The organism is Shumkonia mesophila, from assembly GCF_026163695.1.
GTDB classification, from domain to species: Bacteria; Pseudomonadota; Alphaproteobacteria; order Rhodospirillales; family Shumkoniaceae; genus Shumkonia; species Shumkonia mesophila.
Window position 1 is genome coordinate 550,923 of sequence record NZ_JAOTID010000001.1, and the last position, 23,657, is coordinate 574,579.

Annotated in this window: 24 protein-coding genes and 1 tRNA gene; 8 read left to right on the forward strand and 17 right to left on the reverse strand. The window is 67.8% G+C overall.

The window, feature by feature from the left end; all coding sequences use genetic code 11:
* Nucleotides 1–193 precede the first annotated feature (193 nt).
* Entirely contained in the window at nucleotides 194–2,356 is a 2,163-nt protein-coding gene (locus ODR01_RS02460) for an O-linked N-acetylglucosamine transferase, SPINDLY family protein (RefSeq protein WP_316975999.1), read from the reverse strand.
* A 42-nt stretch (nucleotides 2,357–2,398) separates the two neighbouring features.
* Complete coding sequence (locus tag ODR01_RS02465; RefSeq protein ID WP_316976000.1) at nucleotides 2,399–3,007, reverse strand: thiamine phosphate synthase; 609 nt, start codon at nucleotides 3,005–3,007, stop codon at nucleotides 2,399–2,401.
* 90 nt (nucleotides 3,008–3,097) lie between these two features.
* On the opposite strand from ODR01_RS02465, the gene ODR01_RS02470 reads away from it, so the two are divergent.
* Nucleotides 3,098–3,793, forward strand: coding sequence for a YggS family pyridoxal phosphate-dependent enzyme (locus ODR01_RS02470; protein ID WP_316976001.1), 696 nt, complete (start codon nucleotides 3,098–3,100; stop codon nucleotides 3,791–3,793).
* Here ODR01_RS02470 and ODR01_RS02475 read toward each other — a convergent pair.
* From ODR01_RS02475 to ribA, 3 genes are all read right to left on the reverse strand, one after another.
* Nucleotides 3,735–4,280, reverse strand: coding sequence for a L,D-transpeptidase family protein (locus ODR01_RS02475; RefSeq protein WP_316976002.1), 546 nt, complete (start codon nucleotides 4,278–4,280; stop codon nucleotides 3,735–3,737). The two genes, ODR01_RS02470 and ODR01_RS02475, sit on opposite strands and share 59 nt — an antisense overlap.
* 41 nt (nucleotides 4,281–4,321) lie before the next feature.
* Nucleotides 4,322–5,077: a hypothetical protein gene (locus tag ODR01_RS02480; protein ID WP_316976003.1), complete on the reverse strand. Its 756-nt coding sequence runs from the start codon at nucleotides 5,075–5,077 to the stop codon at nucleotides 4,322–4,324.
* Nucleotides 5,078–5,240: 163 nt separating this feature from the next.
* Entirely contained in the window at nucleotides 5,241–6,389 is a 1,149-nt protein-coding gene (gene ribA, locus ODR01_RS02485; RefSeq protein WP_316976004.1) for a GTP cyclohydrolase II, read from the reverse strand.
* Nucleotides 6,390–6,644: 255 nt separating this feature from the next.
* Here ribA and ODR01_RS02490 point away from each other — a divergent pair, with 255 nt between their 5' ends.
* Nucleotides 6,645–7,346, forward strand: coding sequence for a response regulator transcription factor (locus ODR01_RS02490; RefSeq protein WP_316976005.1), 702 nt, complete (start codon nucleotides 6,645–6,647; stop codon nucleotides 7,344–7,346).
* Between the two features lie 657 nt (nucleotides 7,347–8,003).
* On the opposite strand, the gene ODR01_RS02495 is transcribed toward ODR01_RS02490, so the two are convergent.
* From ODR01_RS02495 to ODR01_RS02510, 4 genes are all read right to left on the reverse strand, one after another.
* Entirely contained in the window at nucleotides 8,004–8,693 is a 690-nt protein-coding gene (locus tag ODR01_RS02495; RefSeq protein ID WP_316976006.1) for a LolA family protein, read from the reverse strand.
* The gene (locus ODR01_RS02500) at nucleotides 8,686–11,040 is read right to left on the reverse strand and encodes a DNA translocase FtsK (protein ID WP_316976007.1); all 2,355 of its coding nucleotides are present in this window, start codon (nucleotides 11,038–11,040) and stop codon (nucleotides 8,686–8,688) included. The genes ODR01_RS02495 and ODR01_RS02500 overlap by 8 nt, the downstream gene beginning before the upstream one ends.
* Nucleotides 11,041–11,050: 10 nt before the next feature.
* Nucleotides 11,051–12,256 carry an aminotransferase class I/II-fold pyridoxal phosphate-dependent enzyme gene (locus tag ODR01_RS02505; protein ID WP_316976008.1) on the reverse strand — a complete coding sequence of 402 codons (1,206 nt, stop codon included), beginning with the start codon at nucleotides 12,254–12,256 and terminating at the stop codon, nucleotides 11,051–11,053.
* 146 nt (nucleotides 12,257–12,402) lie between these two features.
* Nucleotides 12,403–12,699, reverse strand: coding sequence for a helix-turn-helix domain-containing protein (locus tag ODR01_RS02510; RefSeq protein WP_316976009.1), 297 nt, complete (start codon nucleotides 12,697–12,699; stop codon nucleotides 12,403–12,405).
* 279 nt (nucleotides 12,700–12,978) lie between these two features.
* Between ODR01_RS02510 and ODR01_RS02515 the strand changes: the two genes are divergently transcribed.
* On the forward strand, nucleotides 12,979–13,872 hold the full coding sequence (locus ODR01_RS02515; protein WP_316976010.1) for an ankyrin repeat domain-containing protein: 894 nt from the start codon (nucleotides 12,979–12,981) through the stop codon (nucleotides 13,870–13,872).
* Between the two features lie 6 nt (nucleotides 13,873–13,878).
* Here the strand turns inward: ODR01_RS02515 and ODR01_RS02520 are convergent, their stop codons facing one another.
* Nucleotides 13,879–14,103, reverse strand: a complete 225-nt coding sequence (locus tag ODR01_RS02520; protein WP_316976011.1) for a DUF6471 domain-containing protein — start codon at nucleotides 14,101–14,103, stop codon at nucleotides 13,879–13,881.
* 163 nt (nucleotides 14,104–14,266) lie between these two features.
* Here ODR01_RS02520 and ODR01_RS02525 point away from each other — a divergent pair, with 163 nt between their 5' ends.
* Nucleotides 14,267–15,169 carry an IS1595 family transposase gene (locus tag ODR01_RS02525; RefSeq protein WP_316976012.1) on the forward strand — a complete coding sequence of 301 codons (903 nt, stop codon included), beginning with the start codon at nucleotides 14,267–14,269 and terminating at the stop codon, nucleotides 15,167–15,169.
* A gap of 915 nt (nucleotides 15,170–16,084) precedes the next feature.
* Here the strand turns inward: ODR01_RS02525 and ODR01_RS02530 are convergent.
* Entirely contained in the window at nucleotides 16,085–16,360 is a 276-nt protein-coding gene (locus tag ODR01_RS02530) for a hypothetical protein (protein ID WP_316976013.1), read from the reverse strand.
* Nucleotides 16,361–16,908: 548 nt separating this feature from the next.
* On the opposite strand from ODR01_RS02530, the gene ODR01_RS02535 reads away from it, so the two are divergent.
* Together ODR01_RS02535 and ODR01_RS02540 are read left to right on the forward strand one after the other, a co-directional pair.
* On the forward strand, nucleotides 16,909–18,144 hold the full coding sequence (locus tag ODR01_RS02535; RefSeq protein ID WP_316976014.1) for a UbiH/UbiF/VisC/COQ6 family ubiquinone biosynthesis hydroxylase: 1,236 nt from the start codon (nucleotides 16,909–16,911) through the stop codon (nucleotides 18,142–18,144).
* Nucleotides 18,145–18,165: 21 nt separating this feature from the next.
* Complete coding sequence (locus ODR01_RS02540; protein ID WP_316976015.1) at nucleotides 18,166–19,005, forward strand: oxidoreductase; 840 nt, start codon at nucleotides 18,166–18,168, stop codon at nucleotides 19,003–19,005.
* 66 nt (nucleotides 19,006–19,071) lie between these two features.
* Here ODR01_RS02540 and ODR01_RS02545 read toward each other — a convergent pair whose 3' ends face one another.
* From ODR01_RS02545 to ODR01_RS02565, 5 genes are all read right to left on the reverse strand, one after another.
* A complete protein-coding gene (locus tag ODR01_RS02545) occupies nucleotides 19,072–19,440 on the reverse strand; it encodes a DUF971 domain-containing protein (RefSeq protein ID WP_316976016.1) in 369 nt (122 codons plus the stop codon).
* Entirely contained in the window at nucleotides 19,437–19,649 is a 213-nt protein-coding gene (locus ODR01_RS02550) for a Trm112 family protein (protein ID WP_316976017.1), read from the reverse strand. Before ODR01_RS02550 ends, ODR01_RS02545 begins: the two co-directional genes overlap by 4 nt.
* Nucleotides 19,650–19,680: 31 nt before the next feature.
* Nucleotides 19,681–20,352 (reverse strand): LON peptidase substrate-binding domain-containing protein, encoded by a 672-nt coding sequence (locus tag ODR01_RS02555; protein ID WP_316976018.1) that lies wholly within the window; start codon nucleotides 20,350–20,352, stop codon nucleotides 19,681–19,683.
* The gene (locus ODR01_RS02560; RefSeq protein ID WP_316976019.1) at nucleotides 20,349–21,275 is read right to left on the reverse strand and encodes a co-chaperone YbbN; all 927 of its coding nucleotides are present in this window, start codon (nucleotides 21,273–21,275) and stop codon (nucleotides 20,349–20,351) included. The genes ODR01_RS02555 and ODR01_RS02560 overlap by 4 nt, the downstream gene beginning before the upstream one ends.
* A 94-nt stretch (nucleotides 21,276–21,369) precedes the next feature.
* The gene (locus ODR01_RS02565) at nucleotides 21,370–21,861 is read right to left on the reverse strand and encodes a prolyl-tRNA synthetase associated domain-containing protein (RefSeq protein ID WP_316976020.1); all 492 of its coding nucleotides are present in this window, start codon (nucleotides 21,859–21,861) and stop codon (nucleotides 21,370–21,372) included.
* 131 nt (nucleotides 21,862–21,992) lie between these two features.
* Between ODR01_RS02565 and ODR01_RS02570 the strand changes: the two genes are divergently transcribed.
* Together ODR01_RS02570 and ODR01_RS02575 are read left to right on the forward strand one after the other, a co-directional pair.
* Nucleotides 21,993–22,067: transfer RNA gene (locus ODR01_RS02570), tRNA-Gly, on the forward strand.
* Nucleotides 22,068–22,215: 148 nt separating this feature from the next.
* The gene (locus tag ODR01_RS02575; RefSeq protein WP_316976021.1) at nucleotides 22,216–23,025 is read left to right on the forward strand and encodes a hypothetical protein; all 810 of its coding nucleotides are present in this window, start codon (nucleotides 22,216–22,218) and stop codon (nucleotides 23,023–23,025) included.
* Nucleotides 23,026–23,209: 184 nt separating this feature from the next.
* On the opposite strand, the gene ODR01_RS02580 is transcribed toward ODR01_RS02575, so the two are convergent.
* Nucleotides 23,210–23,584 (reverse strand): hypothetical protein, encoded by a 375-nt coding sequence (locus ODR01_RS02580; protein WP_316976022.1) that lies wholly within the window; start codon nucleotides 23,582–23,584, stop codon nucleotides 23,210–23,212.
* Nucleotides 23,585–23,657: the final 73 nt, after the last annotated feature.

A 23,657-nucleotide genomic window follows, 5' to 3' on the forward strand; every position in this document is an offset into this window, starting at 1 on the left:
GACCCGGCCACAGGGTTTCCGTTTATTCGCCCTGCTGCCTCTGCGGGCATCCCGCCGAAACGCACAACCTTCCCCCAAGGCGACGACTGAACCTTAACGGAGATTTTCGAACGGCGGCAATTGCCTTTGATTCGCGTTCGTATTTTTTTCGGCCACACCGTAACGAAAATGCCACACGGCATATGTGGAAATGTCAGTCTTCGACGACCGCGAAGGATGCTGGCTCGAGGCCGGCTCGATGGCGCGCCCACATTTGTTCGAACCCCCGTTCGAGATTGCGGGCAAAGCGGACGGTGTCGAAGAGCGGCGACCTTTCGCGATTCTCGTTCAACAGCCGTCGAACCTCGGCGAGTTCGCCCCGATCCCGGGCCAGCCGCACAGCCAACTCCCGGTAATCGTCCAGGCTGTGTGTTACCAGTTGCTCCAGCCCAATTGCCTTGAGCAGGCTCGCTCCGACGCGCGAGGCGAAATGCCCACCCAGCAACGATATCACCGGAACGCCGGCCCATAACATGTCGCTCGTGGTCGTATGACCGCCGAAAATCCGGGTATCCAACGCCAAATCCGCCAGTCCGCTACGCGCCAAGTGATCTTCCTTCGCGGCAAGGCGGGCGGCGAAGACAAGGCGGGTGGCGGCAACGCCCAGGGCTTCCGCATGGCGGCGCAGGTTTTCCTTGCCCGTTGGGCTGACATCGGCCAGCCAAAGCACGGAATTCGGAACGCGGCGCAGGATGTCCATCCATACCCTAAACATGATCGGCTCGATCTTCTCGTTTCGGCAGAACGAACAGAAGGCGACGGCGTCGTCGGGCAATCCGCATTCTCTCCTCGCCGGACGTTCTTCGGAAAGCGGATGAGGGCTGGTGACCATATAACAACCCGGCAGGTGAACGAGCTTTTCAGCGAAGAATCGGGCATGCTCCATTGGGGCAACGACGCTGTCGCCGATAACGTAGTCCATGAAATCCGCGCCCGTTGTCCCCGGATATCCCAAATAACCAACTTGTACGGCGGCCGGTTTCAGGGCCAGGACATCGAGCCGGTTCCGGGTCGTAAGGCCGTTCAGGTCGATCAGGATGTCAACGCCGTCCTCGCGGATTCGCTGCGCCGCCGCCGCCGTTCCCGCGGCCACGAGATCGACGAAAGCGTCGCATCCGGACTCGACCCGATGGCGGTACGCGCTACCGTCATCGGGGCCGGCCGAATAGGCGATCACCCGGAATCGGTTCCGGTCGTGCCGGGAGAACAGACCGCTAACCAGATGGCCAACGGGATGGTTGCGAAAATCGCTCGACAGGTAGCCAAGGGTGATCCGGCCATCCCCCGGCCGCGTGGCAACGGCCGGCAGGCTTTCACGGAGCGCATTCGTTGCCGCAACGACGGATTGACTATGGGCGCGAGCATTCCGCAGGAGGTAAATCGGGTCCATGTCCCGGCCCATAGCGTCGAACGATTCCTCGGCGGGCGATTCCCCCCTTTCCAGTGTTTCCAGGGCGGCTTGTCGGACCAGGCGCCTATATTGACCGGCCTCCTCCCAGGCACAAATCTGTTCCAGCATCTTAAGATAGCCGCAGTTGGCCTGTGGATGGGACGGCTCGATAGCCAGAACCGTTCGCAAGACTTCCAGCGTCTCCTCACGCTTGCCCATTAGCTCCAAGACTTCCGCGAACCCCATTAGGACTCGCAGGTTCGTCGGGATGAGGGCGATAAACCGCCGGAAACACCCCACGGCATCCCGCGGCTGGCCCAACAGGCGCAGCAGGCGCGCGAAGCCAAGCAATGCCGCCTCATGGTCCGGCTTGATCTCGACGGTCCGGCGAAAAGCCCCGGCGGCTTTCTCCGGCAGGCCCATGGCCTGATATGCCAAGCCGAGACTGTGAAAAATTTGCGCGTCGTTGGGCTGGGTTCTCAGCGCCCGCTCGTATTCCTCGATCGCCTCCTCCAGCCGCCCCGCCTCCTTCAGCAGGTTGCCCAGGTTGTAGTGGGCGTCGGCGTAACCGGGGGCGAGGTTGAGCGCCTCGCGGAAGGCCGCCTCCGCTTCCGCCGCGCGGCCGCTCTTTTGCAGCGCGTTGGCCAGGTTGTTGTGGACCTCCGGGCGGCGCAGGCCGCGCTCCAGGGCTTTCCCGATCAGCCGCAGGGCGGCGTCGAGATCGTCCTCCTCATAAGCGGCGACGCCGGCCATGTGCAGCAGTTCCGGGTTGTCCGGCTGGCCCGCCAGGGCTCGCGCATAGAGGGCCCGCGCCTCCTTGGGCCGCCCGGCCCGGTGGTGTTCGAAGGCGGCCCGGAACAGCGCTTCCGGCGTGGCCGGCGCCATGCCGGTTTCCGATCGCTGCTTGCGGCGCTCCCTGCGGTTCATCCCTCGGGTCCTTCGGATGCGTTCATCGATGGCGGGTTCTGTCTAGCAGCCCGCCCGGGCGCCGGCAATCCCGGCCAGCGCGCCCAAGGCGGCGAAACCGGCCGCTCCCGTGCCCTTGAGGCGGCGGGCGGAGTGCCGGTCGATGCCGCCCAGCGCATAGACCGGCAGCGGCGATCGGCGGCACCAGGCGACGAAGCGGATGGCCCCGATGCCGGCGGCGCCGGGGTGGCTGGCGGTGGGAAACACCGGGGACAGCAGGGCGGCGTCGGCGCCGGCCTTGGCCGCCCGCCAAAGGGCGGCCGGCGAATGGGCGGCAGCGGTGACCAGGAAGCCAGGCCGGCGAAGGCCGCCCCCGCCCCGGGCCGGCGGGCCGCGCCGGGCCGCCGCTTCCGGCAGGTGGACGCCGCCGGCGCCGACGGCGGCGGCCAGCCGCCAGTCGCCGGCGATCAGCAGCCGCACGCCGCGGCGCCGGCAAAGGGCGGCCAGCCGGCGGGCCAGGGCGGCCCGTCCCGGCGCGTCGTAATGGCGCAGGATGACCGCCGCCCCTCGCGGCAGCCGGCGGATGGTGGCGGCGGGATCGGGCAGGCGCGCTGCGTCGGTGACCAGGATGAGCGGGGGAAGCCGGCCGGCCCCCGGAAGGGGATCGTGCAAATTGAGAAGCCGCCGCCGTTCTGCTAGGTTCGCCCGCACGGTTTCCTTCCCTCCCCTGGGCCTCCGCCCGCTTCAAATCGGTTATCGCACATGACTGAAGACAACGGTATCGCCGCAAATCTCGCCGCCGTCAAAGGCCGCATCGCCGAAGCCGCGCGGGCGGCCGGACGGGCGCCCGAAACGGTCGAGCTGGTGGCCATCAGCAAGACCAAGCCGGCCGAGGCGATTCTCGCCGCCATCGCCGCCGGCCAGCGGGTCTTCGGCGAGAACCGCGTCCAGGAGGCCGAGGAGAAGTGGCCGGTCCTCCGCGCCGCCCACCCGGAGGTGTCGCTCCACCTGGTCGGACCCTTGCAGCGCAACAAGCTGCGCCGCGCCGTCGCCCTCTTCGACGTCATCCAGTCCGTCGACCGCGAGAAACTGGCCGCCGCACTGGCCGAGGAAATGGCCGCAAGCGGCCGGCGGCTCGGCTGCTTCGTTCAGGTCAACACCGGCGAGGAGCCGCAGAAGGCGGGCGTCCTGCCCACCGAGGTCGACGCCTTCGTGGCGGCCTGCCGGAACCGCTTCGGCCTCGACGTCAGGGGTCTCATGTGCATCCCGCCGGTCGACGAGGAGCCGTCGCTCCATTTCGCTCTGCTGGCCGAAATGGCCCGCCGCAACGGCCTTGCTCAGCTCAGCATGGGGATGAGCGACGATTTCGAGGTCGCCGTGCGCTTCGGCGCCACCCACGTCAGGGTCGGCACCGCCCTTTTCGGCGGCCGCCCGCCGCTTGACCCCCAGGCGGGATGACGACCAGCCGCCAGTCGGGCCGCCAGGCCGCCAGGATGTCCTTGAGATCGGGAAGCGCCAGGGCGACGCAGCCCTCGGTCGGGGCGTAGCCGGGCGCCGCCACGTGCAGGAAGATGGCGCTGCCCCGGCCGGCGACCGGCGGGGCGTCGTTGTGGCCGATCACTGCCAGCAGGTCGTAAAGGCCATCCTCGCGCCACAGGGTTTCGTGGCGGGCGGCGAACGGCCGGCGGATGGCGCAATTGTAGGCGGGATCGGCGGTATCGTCGCACCAGCCGTCGGCGGCCTCGAGCGGGCGCGCCGGCAGGTGGACGGCCGGCGGCGCCAGGCGGTCGGGCCGGTAGAGGACTTGGCGCAGCGCGAAGCGGCCGGCCGGCGTGGCGCCGTCGCCCTCGCGCTTGGCCGTGGCGACGCCGCCGCGCCCCACCGCGCAACGCATCGTCCGGCCACCCCAGGCCAGGGTTCCGTCGGCAAAGACCTTGATGTCCATGGAAGGGTTTTAGCGCGCCGCGGGAGCCGCCGCCTAGGCCGTCAATTCGTGGCCGCCGCCATCGTCCCGTCGGTTTTGGCCTGCAGCCGCTGGGCGTCCTGATACCTCTCCATGGCCGCCAGCATGGTCTGGGTGAACCAGCCGCCTTCTCCGGCCAGGGCGCCCGGCGGGATGGCGGCGGAAGATGCGGTGCGGCGGGCGGGCGGCGCGGCGGCGGGGTCGGCGGCCCGTCCGGCATCGGGCATCGCCGCCACGAGAACGGCGGAAGAAGGTGGGGCCAGGGGGGCCAACGCCGCCAGATCGATGGGCGCCGCCGGGCGGGAGGCGGGAGAAGGCGCGGTGTCGGCGGCCGGCGCCGGCAGCGGTCCGAGCAGGGCGAGGTCGGGCACGGCGGCTCCGCCCGTCGTTTCCGCGACGGCGGTGCCGGGCTGCGCGGCGGAGCCGTCTTCGAACCAGGCCAGGACGTGCTCGCCGGCGTCCTTGCCGGTGGCGTCCTCCAGCGCGGCATTGACCCCGGCGACGGCGACGCCGATGACGCCGCCGAAAAGCGCGCCGCCGGCCAGGCGGGCGCCGGGATCCAGGGTGTCGCCGGTGATCCGGCGATAAATGGTGCCGATGACGGGGATGTGTTGCAGCGGGTTCACGATGTCCAGCAGGTCGGCGAAGGTGAAACCATCTTCGCCGAACAGCGCGAACGGCGTCTCGCCGTCCGCCGTCGCGGCGTCGCTTTGCCCGGCGGGCGGGGCGAGGGCCGGCGGCGGCGCCGTCGGGGCCGCACGAAGGTCGGTGGTGACCATGGTTCCGCAATCCGCTTCTGACTGTCCGGGACTTCCCTCGCAAATCCCGGGCCACGAAAAAACGGCCCTGTTTTCAAGAGGATGCGGATAGGGTGCCGAAGTTCGGGCACCCGGTTGCGGCAATTTGTTCCGCCTGCCCGGCCCATCCTGCCGGGCGGGCCGCCTAGAACAGGTGGCCGCTGCGCGCCCGCTTGGTGCGCAGGTACGCCTCGTTGTGCTGATTGGACGGGAAGCTGTGCGGCACCCGCTCCACCACCTCGACGCCGCAACGGGCCAGCGCCGACACCTTCTCGGGGTTGTTGGTGAGCAGGCGGACGCGGGAAATCCCCAGCTGGTGAAGCATCTCGGCGGCCGGGATGTAGACCCGCTCGTCGGCGTCGAAGCCCAGCTGCTCGTTGGCCTCGATGGTATCCAGCCCGCGGTCCTGCAGCTCGTAGGCGCGCAGCTTGTTGACCAGGCCGATGCCGCGGCCCTCCTGGGCGAGGTAGAGCAGAATTCCGCTGCCGGCCTGCCCGATCGCCACGATGGCGGCGCGCAGCTGCTCGCCGCAGTCGCAGCGCAGGCTGCCCAGAAGGTCGCCGGTGAAGCATTCGGAATGCAGACGGGTCAGCACCGGTTGGGCGGCATCGGGTTCGCCGACCACCACGGCCAGGTGTTCGAGGCCGCCGTCGACCGGGCGGAAGGCCAGGATGCGCGTGTTCTCGGCACCCATCAGCGGCACCCGGGCCTCGCTGACCCGGCGCAGGCGGCGGGCCGAGGTGTACTCGTATTGAAAGACGTCGCCGCCATCGATCAGCAGCAGGTCGTGGCGCACCGCCCACGCCGCTAGGTCGTCGGCGTCGGGATCGGCGATGCGCGCCACCAGCGCCGCCGGCAGCAGGCGGGCCACCTTGGCCAGGCCCACCGCCGCGCTCTCGCACCCGTGCGCGGCCGCCGCCTCGACCGTGAAGCGGGCGGCGTCCAGGCGGGCGACGCCCGACAGCGGGTCGGCGAGGTCGCGCACCGTCTCGGCGGAAAGCGGATCGAGGGGCTTGAGCGCCACGGCGGCGGCGCCCTCGGCGGCGAGGCCCAGCACCTGGGCGCGCCGGGCGGTCAGCACGATGGCTGGGGCCGACCGGGCCAGCCGGGCCAGCTCCGCCAAACCGTCCGCCGTCGCCGCCTCGCTGGCCAGCGTCAGCGCGGCGTCGCCGCCGGCCCCGCGCAGGGCCACCGGCCGGCCGCGCCGGAATTCGGAAACCGCGCGGTCGACCGCCAGCAGCGAGACCGGCTCCCGCGAGGCGGGCATGGGAACGGTGGGATGGCGGTGGGGCATTCGGCCTTCGTCGTCTGAGCTCGATTTTCCGCCGGGCGTCGGGGCGCCGGCGGCGCTCCCCCGAAGCTTGGGGCGGCGCCCGCCCGGGGCTGCGGACCATACCGCCAAAGCCCCCTCCTGGGAAGGCGGGATTCGGCCGTTGCCGGTTGGCCCTTGAAATGGCGCGCTTTCTCCCGGAAATATAGGGGGGCGGACGGGCCCGGCCAAGGCAGAGCCCCGCCGATCGTGCGATCCGCCGCCCGAGGGGGAGTGATCATGAGCAGCGGCAAACGAATCCTGATCGTCGACGACGACGAAGCCCTCCTGCAGATGCTGGCCGAGCAGCTGCAATTGCACGAGGAATTCGCCACCGACTGCGTCACCCGCGGGACCGAGGCCCTGGAGCGGGTCAAGGCCGACTATTTCGACGTCATCATCCTCGACGTCGGGCTCGCCGACATCGACGGGCGCGAGGTCTGCCGGCTGATGCGGCGGGGGGGCGTCACCTCGCCGATCATCATGCTGACCGGCGCCGACACCGACGCCGACACCATCCTGGGCCTCGATTCCGGGGCCAACGACTACATCACCAAGCCGTTCCGCCTGGGCGTCCTGCTGGCCCGGCTGCGCGCCCACATCCGCCAGCACGAACGCAGCGACGATGCCGTCTTCGCCATCGGGCCCTACACCTTCCAGCCCGGCAACAAGCTGCTGGTCGACGAGCCCCGGCGCAAGAAGATCCGCCTCACCGACAAGGAGACGGCGATCCTCAAATATCTCTATCGCACCGGCGATCGGGTGGTTAGCCGCGAGGTGCTGTTGGACGAGGTGTGGGGCTACAACGCCGGCGTCACCACCCACACGCTGGAAACCCACGTCTACCGGCTGCGCCAGAAGATCGAGCGCGATCCAGCCAACGCCCGCATCCTGGTCACCGAACCGGGCGGCTACCGCCTGGTCGCCCAGGTCGCCGAATAGCGCGGTTTGCGGGCCCATTGACACGACGGCGCACCCCCACCCCGACACCAAGGGGGAGGGGGAAGAAGTGCGAAGCGAGACGAAAATATCCCTCCCTTCGTGCTGCACACATCTCGGACACCGTGCTCATCTCCCTCTTCGCCCCTTGGGGGCGGAGAGGGTCGGTCCAGCGGAGCCGGATCAAGGGAGGTGAGGTGGGGATTTCGGGCATTTCCCCCGCGAACACGACGGCGGCACCCCCACCTCACCCTCCCCATCGCTGGCGCGACGGGTCCCCTCCCTCTCCCCCGCCGTGCGGCGGAGAGGGCTAATTTATGCGACTTTCGCTACCAGCCGAGATGTGTGAATCCGGTAGCCCCTTCGTGGGGGAGGGTAGCTGGCCTCGCGGCGCGCTTCCGCCGGATCGCGAAATGACCCCCGCCGCGCGGGCAAAAAAAGCGCCCGGTCAAGGGGGGGGGAGACCGGGCGCTTCGGGGCTCATTGCAAAAGCCGGAAAAACGGGTTTTGGCCCCGTCCTTTTTTTGGGTTCGCATGGGAACCCGCGGCTCTCGTATCCAAAAGGTAGTTATTCCCGCCAGGAAAAACAACTGCTGATGCATCCCTCCTGCCATGCAACGGACACATGGCGGAGCGACGCGGCCGCGGCCGCGGCCGTTCCTATTCCTGGCGCGGCTTGAAGAAGGTCGGGTCTTCGAACTCGAAGAGCTTGGAATCGATGGCGACGCCGGTGCGGGCGTCGAGCAGCGAAACCGTTGTGGTCACGCCCTGGGCGTCGGTGACCATCCATTTCTTGAGCTCGAGCGGCCGATCGGCCAGCACCAGGGCCAGGCTGCCCTCCTGCGGGTCGGACGCGCGCACCAGGCTGATGCGCAGGGCCTGCGATTCGCGCTCGAAGCCGGTGATCACGAACTCGCCGGACAGAAGCGAGATCTTCTCGCGCACCAGGATGCCGGCCGGCGTCGAGTCGAGGGTGACCCGGCTCACCTGCTCCAGCTCCTTGTCGAAATAGGTCAGCCATCCGCGGTTGGCGACGATCAGCACCGGCACCGGCGGGTCGTATTCGATGCGCAGGCGGCCCGGACGGTGCAGATAGAGCTTGCCTTCCGAATACTCGCCGGTCGAGGTCACCTGAAGGAATCGGGTTTGCAGGGTCTTGAGGCCGTTCAAATAGTCCTCGACGCGGCCGATCTCGGCCTTGTCCTCGGCCGTCAGCGGGGCCGGCCGGGGTTGCTGGGCGACGGCCGGCAGGGCGGCCAACAGGGCACCGGCCAGGGCCAGCCAAAGCCAAGCCCGGCATTGCCGGAACCGGCTGGGCATCGTGGCGGTTTCGCGGCGCGGATCAGGCACGGTCGGCGGCGCCCACCAGCACCTCACGGCGACCGACGCGGTCGGCTTTGCTGACAACTCCCTCGGCCTCCATGCGCTCGATCATGCGGGCGGCGCGGTTATAGCCGATCTGCAGGTGCCTTTGCACGAAACTCGTCGAGGCCTTGCCTTCGCGGGCCACCAGCGCCACCGCCTGGTCGTAGAGATCGTCCCCCGAGCCGCCGCCGGCAACCGCGTCGACGAAGTCGTCGTCCTCCTCCTCGGTGACCGCCTCGACGTAGTCGGGCTCGCCCTGGGTCATCAGGAAGCGCACCACGTCTTCGACCTCCTGGTCGGAAACGAACGGGCCGTGCACCCGGGAGATGCGCCCGCCGCCCGCCATGTACAGCATGTCGCCCTGGCCCAGCAGCTGCTCGGCCCCCTGCTCGCCCAGGATGGTGCGGCTGTCGATCTTGCTGGTCACCTGGAAGCTGACGCGGGTCGGGAAGTTGGCCTTGATGGTGCCGGTGATGACGTCCACCGACGGCCGCTGGGTGGCCATGATCAGGTGGATGCCGGCGGCCCGGGCCATCTGGGCCAGGCGCTGTACGGCGGCCTCGATGTCCTTGCCGGCGACCAGCATGAGGTCGGCCATCTCGTCGACGACGACGACGATGAAGGGCAGCGGGTCCATGTTGAGCGGCTGTTCCTCGAACAGCGGATGGCCGCTGTCGGGGTCGAAGCCGGTCTGCACCCGGCGGGTCAGGTTCTCGCCCTTCTTGCGGGCCTCGGCCAGGCGGGCGTTGTAGCCGGCGATGTTGCGCACCCCCAGCTGCGACATGGCGCGGTAGCGCTCTTCCATTTCGCGCACCGCCCATTTCAGGGCCACCACCGCCTTGCCCGGCTCGGTCACCACCGGGGCCAGCAGGTGCGGGATGCCCTCGTAGACCGAAAGCTCCAGCATCTTGGGGTCGATCATGATGAACTTGCAGGCGTCCGGCGGCAGTTGGTAGAGCAGCGACAGGATCATGGTGTTGATGGCCACCGACTTGCCCGAGCCGGTGGTGCCGGCGATCAAAAGATGCGGCATGCGGGTCAGATCGACCATCACCGGCGCGCCGCCGATGTCCTTGCCCAGCGCCAGGCTCAGCTTGCCGCCCTTGCGCTCGAAGCTGTCGGAGGCCAGCAGCTCGCGCAGATGCACCATCTCGCGGCGCACGTTCGGCAGTTCGATGCCGATCACGTTGCGCCCCGGGATGACGGCGGCGCGCACGGAAACGGCGCTCATCGAGCGGGCGATGTCGTCGGCCAGGCCGATGACGCGGGATGTCTTGGTGCCCGGCGCCGGCTCCAGTTCGTAAAGCGTCACCACCGGGCCGGGCCGGACCTTGACGATCTCGCCGCGCACCCCGAAGTCCTCGAGCACCGATTCCAGAAGCCTCGCGTTCTGCGCCAGGGCCTGCTGGCTGACCGCGGCGGCGGCGCGGTCGCGCGGCGGGTCGGCCAACAGGTCGAGCGGCGGAAACTGATAGGTGCTGCCCGGCTCCAGGGCCAGCGATCCCTGGCGGGCCGCCTGGGCCTTGCGCCCGGGCGGCGTGCGCCGCACCCGCGGCTCGACCAGGGCCAGCCCGGCCGGCTCGGCCGGTTCGGCGGCTTCCGCCACGGCCTCCTCGCGCAGCCGGGGCGCCGGCCCGTCGGGGTCCTCGAGCACCGGTTCGCTGCGCGTCGGGGCCAGCCGGCCGGCCGCCTTGCGGCTCCACTGGAAGGCCCGGCCGAGGGTGCCGAACGCGCCGGCGATGCCACGGGCCAGGCGAAGGCCGTCGCTCCAGGCCAGCCCGAGGGCGGCCACCAGGGCCACCGCGCCGACGGCGCCGCAGACGGCGGCGACCATCCATCCGGCGAGGCGGATGGGGGCGGCCAATGCGGCCAGCGGCCCGAACACCAGGGCGCCGGCAACGCCGCCCAGGCCGATGTTCAGCGGCCAGAATTCCGGGGCCGGCACGACGCCCAGCGCCGCGGCCAGCAGCGCCGCCGCCGCCACCAGGGCGAGGAGCCGCAAGAGGGGCCGCGACACCGCCTGCTTGCTGAGCAGCCGCCAGCCCCACGCGGCGGCGACCAGGGTCGGCAGGATGGCGGCCAGGCCCAGGGTCTGGACCAGCAGGTCGGCGGTATAGGCGCCGGGCAATCCCAGCAGGTTGCGCACGGGGCCGTCGGAAGCGCTGTTGAACGAGGGATCGCCCGGGGCATAGCTGACGACCGCCGTCATCAGGGCGGCGGCGACGGCGAACAGCGCAATCCCGCCCGCCTCGGCCAGCCGTCGCTTGAAGAAGTCGACGGCACCGCGCGGCAGGACGGCGCCGTGGCTTCTTGAAGACACTGAACGGGCCATGCTCGTCCCTTTACGGCATTATGGTTACCAAGACCTTAACAAGCCGCTCCAGGGCCCGCGTCGTGGTCGCCAGGTCGTGCACCAGGGCGACCCGGATATAGCGGCTCGCGGGGTTTTTCCCGGCCGCGTCGGGCCGCGCCATGTAGGCGCCGGGCAGCACGCGAATGGCGGCTTCCCGCCACAACGCCCGGGCCGCCTTCTCTCCGTCGCCGACGTCGAGCCACAGGAAAAAGCCGCCGGCCGGCGTCACCTTGCCGAAGCGCGGCCCCAGCAGCCGCTCGGCCGCCGCGAACTTGGCGCGATAGAGCGCCCGGTTGGCCTCGACGTGGCCCTCCTCGCCCCACAACGCGATCGAGGCCTCGATCACCGGCCCCGGCACCCCCGCCCCGCCATAGGAGCGCAGGCGGCGGAACAGCGCCATGGTGCCGGGCGCCCCGGCGACGAAGCCCGAGCGCAGGCCGGGAACGCTCGATCGCTTCGACAGCGAATGAAAGACCACCACGTGATCCAGCCCTTCGCCCATCTCGGCGCACGCCTGCAACGCCCCGGCCGGCGGCCCGTCGGTGTAGATCTCGGTATAACACTCGTCGACCGCAAGGATGAAATCGTGCTTGACGGCCAGCGCCACCGCCCGCTTCAGCGTCGCCAGATCGGCCACTGCCCCCTGCGGGTTGGAGGGCGTGCAGAGGAAGGCCAGCGCGGTGCGATCGAGGATGGCCGGATCGAGCGCCGCGTAGTCGGGCAGGAAACCGCTTTCGGCGGTGGCCGGCACGAACACCGCCTCGGCGCCCATCATCTGGGGCACCGCCGAATAGACGTGATAGTAGGGGTTGGGCACCAGCACCACCGGGCGCGCGCCCTTCTTGCTTTGCGGCACCGCCAGGTGGCCGATCATGAAAAGGGCCTCGCGGCTGCCGGCGATGGGCAGGATCTGGGTGTCGGGGTCGATCCAGCCTTCCGGCAGGGCGTAGCGGCGGGTCAGCCAGCCGGCCACGGCGCGGCGGAAGGCCGGGCTGCCGTCGACCGGCGGGTACTTGCCCCACAAATGGGCGTTGGCGGCCAGCACCTTGGCCACCATCGGCGGCGCCGCATGCTGCGGCTCGCCGATGGACAGCACCAGCGGCTCCATGTCCTTTGGCGGCTCGACGGGGCCCAGCAGGGCGCGCAGGCGGTCGAACGGAAAATCGGTGAAGCTTTCAAGCGAGGGATTGAGCATGATACCGGCCGGCAGCGGGGACGAAGGCGCCCGGACCGACCCGGGCGGGCGCCATGTAATCACGCCACCCCGCCGCCATCAACCGAAACGCTTGGGAGGACCGGCGTTAAGTCGGGCAAACCGCGCGGCCGACACCGGCGGTTGGCTTACGCGGCCCGTTGCAGGTCGATCCGTACGTCGAAGCCGGCCCGTTCCGCCAGCAGGATCAGGGCCTCGAGGTTGAAGCGATGGATGCGGCCGCGCAGGAGGTCGTTGAGCCGCGGCTGCGTCACGCCCAGGCGCTTGGCGGCATCGGCCTGGGTGCAGCCCCAACTCTCGATGTGACGGCTGAGCGCCAGCATCACCTCGGAGCGCCGGCGCATGCCGGCGGCCTGCTCGGGGCTGTCCTCAAGGGCTTCCCACACGCTCTCGAAACGCTTCTTTTCCTCGCTTGCCTCGGTCATCGCGAATTTCCTTTGCGCACCTGACGATACCGCGTCGCGGCCAGGTCGGCCGTCATCGGTTTCCAGTCGCTCGGATCTTCGCCGCACTGGACGGCAAAGATCGCATGCCCCGCTTCTGCGCGGGCCCCGTCGGGAAAATCCCGGCATTAGGTAGCAAACGCACCTAATGCCGAGGAGCTTCTTAAAAATGACTCCACAAGGAAAACAGCTAAGGGCATTCTGCCAGGCATGGCTAGCGTTAAGACGTGGCTACGACCAGCGCTCACTTGGGGCCGCCTTATGGGCGTTGGCCTGGGGGCGTTAGCCGTCGTGTTTGGATTAATTGCAGACATCTCCGGCGGGACATCTTTCTGGTCGCTATCACCGGGTGACTGGCTACGCGTGGGTATAGCCTTGCTTGTTATTTTCGGTGTGACCACGCTGTTTAGGCATGAGTATTTGCTCCACGAATTTGGAGACTTGTGGGGCAACGAGCACGCCAGAAAACTTCTACAGGATGGAATACCGCCCTACAGGGATGTATATTTTCAATATGTGCGAGATGGCAACTTTGCTATTGCGAATCGCTTCTGGCTCGCCGGTTTTGTCAACATAACCGACAGCCAGGGCCGATCTGATCTTCATATGGCTTGTGAAAAAGGACATGCGGCAATAGCCGATGGCATCATCCGGCATGGTGGCGACGCGAAGAGACCAGACAAAGAGGGCCTGACGCCGTTAATGTCGGCAGCAATAGAGGGCCATACAAGGGTTGTTAGCTCTTTGTTGGGGCACGATTGTGCTCTAAATGGAAAGTCGGCAAATCACGGTTGCTCAGCTCTATTCATTGCCGCCGCTCATGGCCGAATCGACATGGTTAATCTCTTGCTGAGCGAGGGGGCCGACATCGACTCGCCTGACCACGGGAACATAACTCCGCTCATGGCGGCCATAGCACGAAGCAAGTGGGACGTTGCTGAGTCGCTGATTGATAAAGGCGCAAGCGTAACGAAGTCTGATAGCGATGGGGCGTCTGTCATGGACTATTCGTCAGCATTCCAAGCGCCAGAAACCGTCGTTAAAAAAATTCGCGATGGAGGAGGGCGCTCCACAACGCCGCGGCTCAAATCTACAGGCCAAGGATTCTCCCGTGCAGGCCACCTCCGTGTTACATGGAAACGCGAACCCGCCTAATGAGGCTCACCCTAGCCGAACCTCTTGAACTTCCAGCGCCGCAAGTGCTTGAAGAAAAAACGCAGCCGTGAATTTCCCCCGGCTCACCTTGTTTCTCAGGTTTCGTTCATCCTCTTTCACGCCGATGGTGTCCAGTTTCTCGACTAGCTGGGCGTAGCCTACGCCTTGCCGGGCCATCTCGCCCCGGACTATTCCGCGTGCCTTGGATTCCCAATCTGTGCGTTCCGGCATATGTCATGCTCCATGATGATAGCGTCATCATATGCGATGCTTTTGCTATTGACAAGATGATAGTATGTCATTAGTTTTGGTGTTTAAGCACTAAGGATGATGACAAAGGGCACAACACTTCCTCCTATCCTCCAAGGCCCGCACCCTTAGCCTGGCTAAGGTGATGCGCCTTTCCGAGAAAGAGGCTTACGAGACGTTCAAGCAAATCCGTTGGTCCGCGAACGACGGCGAGCCGATTTGCCCGCGTTGCGGTTGCGTGGCCGTCTACCACTACCGGACCCGGCGCGTCTTCAAATGCGAAGCGTGCGAGGCGCAATTCAGCGTGACGACGGCAACAATCTTCGCCAGCCGCAAGCTGCCGATGCGCGACCTGCTGGCGGCTATTGCCATCTTCGTGAACGGGGCCAAGGGTATCAGCGCATTGCAACTGAGCCGTGACCTGGATTGCCAGTACAAGACGGCTTTCGTGCTGGCCCACAAGCTGCGGGAAGCGATGGGCGCTGGCATGCCTCGGACGGTTGGTGGTCATGTCGAAATCGACGGGGCCTATTTCGGCGGTTACGTGAAGCCTGAGAACCGCAAGGAAGATCGCAAGGACCGTCGCCTTTCCGAGAACCAATCCGGTAAGCGCCGCATCGTTGTCATCATGCGCGAGCGCAAGGGCCGTTCGTTGCCGTTCGTGTTCGACAGTGAGGCGGCTTCACTTCCCACGATCCAGGCGCGCGTCAAGCTCGGCACGACGGTTTATGCCGATGAGGCTAGTTGCTGGGATGACCTACACGCCCGGTTCATGGCCCATCGCATCAACCACTCGGTGGCGTTCAAGGACGAAGAGGCTTGCACCAATCAGGCGGAAAGCTACTTCTCCCGGCTGCGGCGGGCTGAGATCGGCACGCACCACCACATCAGCGGCCGGTATCTTCACTCCTACGCTCGCGAAATGGCGTGGCGCGAGGATAACCGGCGGCAGCCGAGCGGGACGCAATACGCCATGGTGGCGAGTGCCGCGCTCGGGCATCCGGTGTCGCGGGAGTGGAAGGGCTATTGGCAGCGGACGGCCAACTAAGAATAGCAACTACGTGTTGTGGCCTCGCCCACAAAACTGTCCATATCCGGTATTTTTCTTGACTCTTACAGCCATGAGTGATCTTTTGATTTTCGTGGACACGGCACTTCATGCCGAGACCCTGGACGCTCCTGAAGCCTTGTACCGGCGGGGCGTATGGGGCGCTTCGGGGGATAGGACCAGCCTATCGCCTTGGCATAGGAGGCCATTATGGCAGCCATGTCCCGTTTGCCCTGGGGGCGCGCCGTCTATGTACGGTCGTACTTCAGGGTTAGGTACAGAAAAAGGGAGCGTGTAAGCTCCCACTTCCGGAGGTGGCCGGGCTAGGACCACCTCAAACCATCTCTGAAACTCGGCGGCCCCTTTGGGGCCGTCCTTTTTTTAATCTTTGAGAGTTTAATCAAATTGGTTGGGAAGTCAACATGATTGTACAATCATGTACCAAGAGATACCATCTGGCGCATTATGGCGCCAAAATCGAAAGACAGCCGAACGCGATTCCTTGAGCCGCTAGCAACTGACGTCGCCGCCTTTCGTGAAGCAATGGGAATGGGCGTCACGGAAATTGGCCTAATCCGGGATGCAGTGCGTGCGTTCATCAATCTCAAGATCGGAAAAGATGACGAGTTACGGGAGAGATACGAGGCCGAGCGCAAGAGACTTATGGCACTCAAGATTCAACCCATTCGACTTGTGAAGCCAGATGATAGAACCAAGTCGTGAGTTTAGGACGTAACGCGCAAATTTTCCGTCACGCGTGACGGAAAATCTCCCAAATCTGATACTGCCCCGGCCCCTGATCCGACCTAACCGCGCCCTTGTCGCGCTGCATCCTGAGCGCCACGCCTACGCGCTTCGTCATCAACCGCAATAGCCGCTGATCGTCCTTGTCCAGCGTGCGGGACACTAGCAGTTTCAGTGCGATATCCCGCGTCGTGAGCGGTTCCGCCGCTTGCCTGAGTATGGCAGGATGATGCGGGACATCTGGCCTCGGTTGGCCCAATCCTTGGGCGGGCGAAACGCCTTGGGCCTGATGGCCTCGACCTGATGGGACGGACCGAATTGCAGAATGGTCGCGTCGATATGCTCAAGGTCGGCTAGAAGCTGGCGCAACTTGTCGTGTGTGGCTTCGATCTCGCCCGCGATGTCCGCACGGCGCTTCACAAGGCCGGTAAGCACGTAATCGGTCATGGTGATTCTCCCGTTGTGTGGGAGAACGGTAGCAAGGAAGGCAGGGTAGGCCGACAGGCTGCTTGGTGCGTTTGCTACCTAATGCCGGAAAATCCTGCAGGCGCGACAGGGAGTCTCCGATAAACTCCACCGGCTTCATCGCGGCGGTATATCCATATGGATAACGCGCCGCAAGGCCGAAACGAGGGCTTGCCGGTAGGGGGATTGACAAACGACCGACATAGGACTATAGTCTGTTCAAAGGCATTTACACCCGACCCTCTGACGATCTATCGGGCGTTCGGGGGATGGAAACGGCGGGCTGGCGGGGTCGGCAGCCATCAAGCCCTTGAAACGAAAGAAGAAAAGGGCAAAATGACGAGAAATGACGATGTTTTTTTCCGTAACAGCCCCGCCCAGCCGGTCGAAAGGCCTTTCTTATCAAGCCGTTGCACACGGCAAGCCGGAATCGGCCAGGGGCAGGAATCTCGTCATTTCAGGGCACCGTCGGCCGCCTGCGGCATGGCGGGGCTGGACAAACGCCCCATAAGCACAGACATGATGGCGTCATGACCGCCTCGCCCGCCTCCCCCGCCCCCCTCGAAACCGACGTGCTGATCGTCGGCGGCGGGCTCGTCGGCGGCGCGCTGGCCTGCGCGCTGGCCTCGGCCGGCATCGCCTCGGCGGTGATCGAGAAGGACGACCCGGCCAACCACCTCACGGCGGCCTTCGACGGCCGCGCGTTCGCCACCGCCTACGCCACCCGGCGCATGCTCGAAGCCCTCGGCCTGTGGCAACGCATCGCGCCCGAGGCCTCGCCCATCCTCGACATCCGGGTGTCGGAGGGGGGGTCCCCCTTCTTCCTGCACTTCGCCCACGGCGAGGGCGGGGACGAGCCCTTCGGCCATATGGTCGAGGCGCGCACCATGCGCCGCGCCATCCACGCCCGCATGGCCGAATGGCCGGCGATCCGCCTCATCGCCCCGGCCCGGGTGGTGTCGCTGGCCCGCCAACCCGGCGGCGTCGAGGCGGTGCTGGCCGATGGCAGGCGGCTTCGGGCCGCGCTGGCCGTGGCCGCCGACGGCCGCGGCTCGCGCCTGCGCGCCGAGGCCGGCATCCGCACCACCGGCTGGCCCTACGGCCAGCACGGCATCGTCTGCACGGTGGCCCACGAACGGGGGCACGGCAACGTGGCGCACGAGCATTTCCTGCCCTCCGGCCCGTTCGCCATCCTGCCTTTGACCGGCAACCGCTGCTCGCTGGTGTGGACCGAGCGCAGCGATCTGGCGCCCCACCTGATGGGCCTCCCCGAGGCCGACTTCGCCGCCGAGGCGGCGCGGCGCATCGGCGATTTCCTGGGTCATCTCGAGGTGGTCGGCCCGCGCTGGTCCTATCCCCTCGGCCTGCAGTTCGCCGAACGCGCGCACGACCGCCGCCTGGCCCTGGTTGGCGATGCGCTGCACGCCATGCACCCGATCGCCGGCCAGGGGCTCAACATGGGGCTGCGCGACGCCGCCACCCTGGCCGAGGTGCTGACCGACGCCCGCCGCCTCGGCCTCGATCTGGGCGACGGCGCGGCGCTGGCCCGCTACGACCGCTGGCGGCGCTTCGACAACTTCATGATGCTGGTGGCCACCGACGGCCTGACCCGCGTTTTCGCCAACGACATCCGGCCGCTGAAAGCGGCCCGCGACCTCGGGCTGGCCGTGGTCGGGCGCATCGCGCCCCTCAAGCGCCTCATCATGCGACACCACATGGGCACCCTGGGCGAGCTGCCGCGCCTGCTGCGCGGCGAGGCGTTGTAGCGACGATACAGAGGAGGAACGATGGCGGATAACCAGGATCGGGTCTGGCTCATCACCGGGGCCACCACCGGCTTCGGCCGTTCGCTGGCGCGGGAAGCCCTGGCCCGCGGCGGCCGGGTGGCGGCGACGGCGCGCGATCCCGGGCGGCTCGATGCGGCCCTGAAGGCAAGCGATCGCGTGCTCGGCCTCACCCTCGACGTCACCGCCGCCGGTGAGTGCCGCGACGCGGTGGCGGCGACGCTCACGGCCTGGGGGCGCATCGACGTGCTGGTCAACAATGCCGGCTACGGCTTGGTCGGTGCCGTCGAGGAGGTCAGCGACGCCGAGGCCCGGGCGGTCTTCGACACCAACGTCTTCGGCCTTCTCAACGTGCTGCGCGCCGCGCTGCCGGCGATGCGCCGGGCCGGCCGGGGCACCGTCGTCAACATCGGCTCGGTCGGCGGCCTGCTGGCCCGCTCGGGCATCGGCGTCTATGCGGCGACCAAGTTCGCGGTCGAGGGCATCAGCGAGGCCCTGCACCAGGAGCTGAAGCCGCTCGGCATCGGCGTGACGGTGGTCGAGCCGGGGCCCTTCCGCACCGATTTCTCCGGTCGCTCGCTCGTCGATTCCGCCGTCGTCCTGGAGGCCTATGCCGGGACGGCCGGCGAACGGCGGGCCGAGCTGCGCGGCAAGCACGGCGCCCAGCAGGGCGACCCCGACAAGGCGGCCCGCGTGATCATCGACGCCATCGACGCGCCGGCGCCGCCGTTCCACCTGGTGCTGGGCAATCCCGCCATGGCGCGGGCCACCGAAAAGCTGAAGGCGCTGCTCGAAGAAATCGAGCGCTGGCGCGGCCCCAGCGCGGCCACCGATTTCGACTGACGGGGAGACGCCCTTCTTCGGCCGCCATCGCCCGGCGAAGTCCGGGCAGGGGCCCTCGCCGAACGGTTACGGGTCGCGGCTGAGGCCGAGGGCGGCCAGGGCGTCGAGATAGGTCTGCCAGATCTCGTCGTGGCGCGCCCCGAGGTCGTAAAGGGTGTCCCACGAATAGATGCCGGTGTCGTGCAGGTCGTCGAAGGCGATGCGGATGGCGTAGTTGCCGACCGGCTCCAGCCGGGTGATCGCCACCAGCTTGCGGCCGGGGACGATGCGCTTGTCCTGGCCGTGGCCCTGCACCTCGGCCGACGGGCTTTCGACCCGAAGATATTCGGCCGGATAGCGGAAGCGCTGGCCGTCCTCGAAGTCGACTTCGAGCGCCCGCTCCTCCTTCTTGAGGCGGATCTCGGCCGGCCTGTGGCGCATGCCGAAGCCGCTCATGGGGCCTTGCTCCGGACGCCCACGGGATTGCCGTCGAGCGGCCGCGCCTCGTCGACCAGCATGATCGGGATGCCGTCGCGGATCGGATAGGCCAGCTGGGCCTGGTCGCTGATCAGCTCCTGGGCCTCGGCGTCATAGCGCAGCGGCCCCTTGGTCAGCGGGCAGACCAGGATTTCAAGCAGTTTGGGGTCGACGGTTCTCTGGCTCATGGAAACCTTTCCACTCCGACCGCGGGCGGATTCAATGGCGAAGCTTGGATGTCTCCTCATCGCCCGCGCGCGTCACGATTTCAAGCAGATTCAACAGGAACTCTCCGCGTTCCGCCAGGCCCCGGCATTCGAGCAGGGCCTGCTTCTCGGTCGGCTCCAGCGGGCAGACCATGGCCAGCGCGCTGACCAGGGTGTCGTCGGCGATCGCCTCCAGGGCCGGCCAGTCCGCCTCCATGCCGTTCTTGGCGAAGAAGGCGCGCACCGTGGCCAGCAGGCGCTCGCGCCCCGCCACATGGCCGGTCTCCTCGGCAAGATCGTCGGCGAACCGCCGGTAGTCGACGGCCGCCCGGCGATAGCCGCGCACCATCGCGAGCTCGCGGGTGACGACGAACCGGCTGATCCCGGAGAGCGTGATCAGGTAACGCCCGTCGTCGGTTTCGGAAAAGGACGTGATGCGCCCGGCGCAGCCGATATCGTAAATGGGGGCGTCGTCGGGCACCGGATGTTCGAAGGCGCCGCGCGGCTGGACCATGCCGATGGTGCGCAAGCCGGCCAGCGCGTCCTCGACCATGGTGAGGTAGCGCGGCTCGAAGATGTTGAGCGGCAGCTTGGCGCGCGGCAGCAACAGCGCGCCGCCCAGCGGGAAGATGGGAAGGTTTTCGGGCAGCGCCGGACCGCTGCTGTCGGGAATGCCGGCGGTCATGAGAAGAGGATCGATGACAGGCGCCGACGGCCCGTCGCCGTCAGCGGATGGGCCGGCCCCAGCGCGTCGAAAAGCTTGACCAGCTGCTTGCGCCCGGCGTCTTCGTTCCAGGCGCGGTCGCGCCGGATCAGTTCCAGCAGCTCCTCGATCGCCGCCTCCGCCTGGCCGCCGGCGTAAAGCGCCATCGCCAGGTCGAGGCGGGCCTGATGATCGTTGGGCTCGGCCTCCAGGCGCCGCTTGAAGGTGTCGACGTTCCCGGCGCCGCCGGCCTGCTCGGCCAGATCGAGCGCCGAAACCGCCGCCGCCACCTCGTTGTTCGCGGCCAGTTCGGCGGGCAGGCGGCCGACGGCCTGGCGGGCCTCCTTGAGGTCGCCGGTGGCGACCAGGCAGCGGATCATCCCGGCGACGGCCCCGGGGTGGGTCGGGTCGTGCGCCAGGACCTGGGCGAACACCTGGCTGGCGCCGGCCGGGTCGCCGGAATCCAGGGCGGCGCGGGCCATCTCCAGGGCCTCCTCGAGGGGCGGCTTGGCACCGCCGGTCAGGCGGTCGATGAAGCTTTTGATCTGGCTTTCCGGCACGGCGCCGGCGAAGCCGTCCACCGGGCGGCCCTGGCGGAAGCCGAACACCGAGGGGACCGAGCGGACGTTCATCTGCGCCGCCAGGTCCTGGTTCTCGTCGACGTTGATCTTGACCAGGCGCACCAGCCCGCCGGCCAGGCGCACCGCCTTTTCCAGGGCCGGGCCCAGGGTCTTGCAGGGGCCGCACCACGGTGCCCAGAAGTCGACGATGACAGGCGCCTCCATCGACGCCTCGATGACGTCGGCGACGAAGGTGGCGGTGCTGCCCTCCTTGACGAGATCGCCGTTGCCGCCCGTCGTGCCCGCGGCCGGCGTCGGCGCGCTGGGGTCAAGGATGAAGGCCATGGTCGTTTCTACCCCGCTTTTTTTGGAACCGGCTATTAAATGGCCGTTTCGGCGGGGTCCCGCAAGCCCCGTCGGCGCCCCCCGCGCCGCTCTTTCAGAGGTCGACGACCAAGGGCTCGTGGCCGCCGGCGCGGATGAAGGCCAAGAGGCCGTCGGCGGCGATGGACGTGGTGGCGGCATTGGTCAGCGGATGGAAATTGAGCGGCCCCGTCCCCTCCATCATCCCCCGTTCGAGGGCGACGCGTACCGCCCGCGCACCGTCGTTGATCAGCGCGAACGGCGTCACCTCGCCGGGGCCGACGCCCAGCGCCTCGCGCAGGCGTTCGGGCTTGGCGAAGGACAGCCGCCCCGAGCCGAGCCGGCCGCGCAGCGCCTTCATGTCAAGCGGCGTGTCCTCGCGGGCCACCACCAGCCACAGCAGGCCCTTGTGGTCGATCAGCAGCAGGTTCTTGCAATGGGCGCCGGCGATGTCGCCGCGCAGCCGCTTGGCTTCTTCCACCGTGAACACCGGCGGGTGGCGGTGGGTCTCGGTGGCGATGCCCAGCTCGGCCAGGCGGGCGAACAGGTCTTCGGGGCGGGCGGGCATGGCGGGACCTCCTGCGCGGGCGTGGATCGACGGGCCGCCGAGAGGGTTACCCGATTTGCCGGCGAAAGCAAAGTTGGGGCTTGCAAACGGGTCCTTTTTGCGTATGATCGCGCGCCCATGACGACCGGAGCGCGGGCGTAACTCAGCGGTAGAGTGCAACCTTGCCAAGGTTGAAGTCGGGAGTTCGAATCTCCTCGCCCGCTCCAGTCCTTCCCAACCCAATTCATCGATGACCGTCTGCGTCGGCGATGCCGTGCCTGGGCGTGGCGGGGCCTTTGCTGCGCCCCTAATCCGCTTGCCGGGACCGGCAGCCAAAGGGCAAGATGGGCATGGGGTTGCCGGGTGGGGTAAGGCATGGCCAAGGGGCGACTGTCGGGGGTCTTGCGCTCCCTGTTCGGCGGCGGCCGGACGGGGCGGGAAAGCGCCTCGCTGGAATCCGCCGTTCCCGCCTACGCGCCGGTCCGGGCCGTCGAGCAGGCCGGGGTGCTGAGCGAAGACGCGGGCCTGTTCGGCAAGGTCTATATCCTGAGCCTGGTCGAGTTCTTTGACGCCATCGGCGGGCGGGGCGGGCGTTTGGCCGACTCGCTCTTCGTCATCTGCGACACCGTCTTCGACAAACACATCGGCCCCGGCGACGGCTTCGCCAGGGTCGGCGACGACCGCTACGTCTTCCGCTTCGGCGGCCGCGACGACCGCCGGTCGCTGATGCGGGCCGCCGCCATCGTCGAGGACATCGGCAGCAAGCTGCTGGGCGAGCACTTCGTCAAGTCCGGCCGCTTCAAGGCCATGCTCGCCGCCGTCGGCATCGGCGATCTCGTCGGCGTAGACGGCGACATCGATCCGGCCCGCATCGACGCCGCGTTTGCCGCCGCCCGCGCGCTGCCGCCGCAGCCGGCGGCCCCCGAGGAACCGGCCTGGGTGCGCTTCAGCGAGGCCGGCCGGGTCGACGGCGGCCAATGGGCGGCGGTGCCGGGGGGAAGGGACCGGCCGGCCGAATGGTCGTCGCTCGCCTACACGCCGAAAAAACGGGAAGCCCGCTGGGAAGCCATCGAACCGCCGAAGAAGAAGGGCGGCGATCTGCGCTGGGAAGAGCTGCGCCGCGACCGCAGGGCGGACGAGGCTGCCCCGGCCTGGCAGCCCCTGGTGCGCGACAGGAAGGAATAGCCGAGCGTTCGGCGGGCGGAACGCCATTGCGTCCCGGCAGGCTTCGGAATAGGCTCGGGAGCCTCGCCCCCAACCCTTCGGTGCACGGGACGAAGACGTTCATGGGCATGGCTGATCGCACGTACCCCGAATGGATTGACGACAACCGCCTGGTGGCGGGGCGCACGGCGCCGGCCGATCCGTGTCAGATTTCCAGGATGGCGCTTTGCAGCGCGATGGCCAGGAAGGCGGCCAGCAGGAACAGCACAGCCAGACCCAACGCGAAAACGACGTTGCCCAGGGTATGCAGCGGGTGGCGGGTGCGCTCGACCGCCAGGCGTTCGGCGCTGCGGCGCTCGATGCCGGCCATCAGCGCCACGTACACCCGCCATCTCGCCGGGCCGATGCTGAAGCGCAGATTGACCGGCGCCCGGCCGGGCGGGACGGTGACGGCATCATGAAGGGCGTGGCGTTGTTCGGCTGTCAGGCTGCCGGCCACCCGCTCCGGCAGGCGGGAAACCAGCCAATTGTCATCGGGCTCCAGGAAACCGATACCGCCGGCGGAAGCTTGCGTTTCCATGACCGGTACTCCTCCATGCGCGGGCCCATCCTACTCCCGGGCCTGCCGTTTGTTGACTCCCATTTTCCCGTCG

Bases quoted from the DNA above. Each gene is read 5' to 3' on its own strand.
- ODR01_RS02550 (WP_316976017.1), bottom strand. From the start codon at position 19,649: ATGAGCCAGAGAACCGTCGACCCCAAACTGCTTGAAATCCTGGTCTGC.
- ODR01_RS02555 (WP_316976018.1), bottom strand. From the start codon at position 20,352: ATGACCGCCGGCATTCCCGACAGCAGCGGTCCGGCGCTGCCCGAAAAC.
- ODR01_RS02500 (WP_316976007.1), bottom strand. From the start codon at position 11,040: ATGGCCCGTTCAGTGTCTTCAAGAAGCCACGGCGCCGTCCTGCCGCGC.
- ribA (WP_316976004.1), bottom strand. From the start codon at position 6,389: ATGCCCCACCGCCATCCCACCGTTCCCATGCCCGCCTCGCGGGAGCCG.
- ODR01_RS02545 (WP_316976016.1), bottom strand. From the start codon at position 19,440: ATGAGCGGCTTCGGCATGCGCCACAGGCCGGCCGAGATCCGCCTCAAG.
- ODR01_RS02525 (WP_316976012.1), top strand. From the start codon at position 14,267: ATGCGCCTTTCCGAGAAAGAGGCTTACGAGACGTTCAAGCAAATCCGT.
- ODR01_RS02540 (WP_316976015.1), top strand. From the start codon at position 18,166: ATGGCGGATAACCAGGATCGGGTCTGGCTCATCACCGGGGCCACCACC.
- ODR01_RS02480 (WP_316976003.1), bottom strand. From the start codon at position 5,077: ATGGTCACCACCGACCTTCGTGCGGCCCCGACGGCGCCGCCGCCGGCC.
- ODR01_RS02515 (WP_316976010.1), top strand. From the start codon at position 12,979: ATGGGCGTTGGCCTGGGGGCGTTAGCCGTCGTGTTTGGATTAATTGCA.
- ODR01_RS02475 (WP_316976002.1), bottom strand. From the start codon at position 4,280: ATGGACATCAAGGTCTTTGCCGACGGAACCCTGGCCTGGGGTGGCCGG.
- ODR01_RS02575 (WP_316976021.1), top strand. From the start codon at position 22,216: ATGGCCAAGGGGCGACTGTCGGGGGTCTTGCGCTCCCTGTTCGGCGGC.
- ODR01_RS02530 (WP_316976013.1), bottom strand. From the start codon at position 16,360: ATGACCGATTACGTGCTTACCGGCCTTGTGAAGCGCCGTGCGGACATC.
- ODR01_RS02490 (WP_316976005.1), top strand. From the start codon at position 6,645: ATGAGCAGCGGCAAACGAATCCTGATCGTCGACGACGACGAAGCCCTC.
- ODR01_RS02560 (WP_316976019.1), bottom strand. From the start codon at position 21,275: ATGGCCTTCATCCTTGACCCCAGCGCGCCGACGCCGGCCGCGGGCACG.
- ODR01_RS02510 (WP_316976009.1), bottom strand. From the start codon at position 12,699: ATGACCGAGGCAAGCGAGGAAAAGAAGCGTTTCGAGAGCGTGTGGGAA.
- ODR01_RS02565 (WP_316976020.1), bottom strand. From the start codon at position 21,861: ATGCCCGCCCGCCCCGAAGACCTGTTCGCCCGCCTGGCCGAGCTGGGC.
- ODR01_RS02505 (WP_316976008.1), bottom strand. From the start codon at position 12,256: ATGCTCAATCCCTCGCTTGAAAGCTTCACCGATTTTCCGTTCGACCGC.
- ODR01_RS02470 (WP_316976001.1), top strand. From the start codon at position 3,098: ATGACTGAAGACAACGGTATCGCCGCAAATCTCGCCGCCGTCAAAGGC.
- ODR01_RS02460 (WP_316975999.1), bottom strand. From the start codon at position 2,356: ATGAACCGCAGGGAGCGCCGCAAGCAGCGATCGGAAACCGGCATGGCG.
- ODR01_RS02520 (WP_316976011.1), bottom strand. From the start codon at position 14,103: ATGCCGGAACGCACAGATTGGGAATCCAAGGCACGCGGAATAGTCCGG.
- ODR01_RS02580 (WP_316976022.1), bottom strand. From the start codon at position 23,584: ATGGAAACGCAAGCTTCCGCCGGCGGTATCGGTTTCCTGGAGCCCGAT.
- ODR01_RS02535 (WP_316976014.1), top strand. From the start codon at position 16,909: ATGACCGCCTCGCCCGCCTCCCCCGCCCCCCTCGAAACCGACGTGCTG.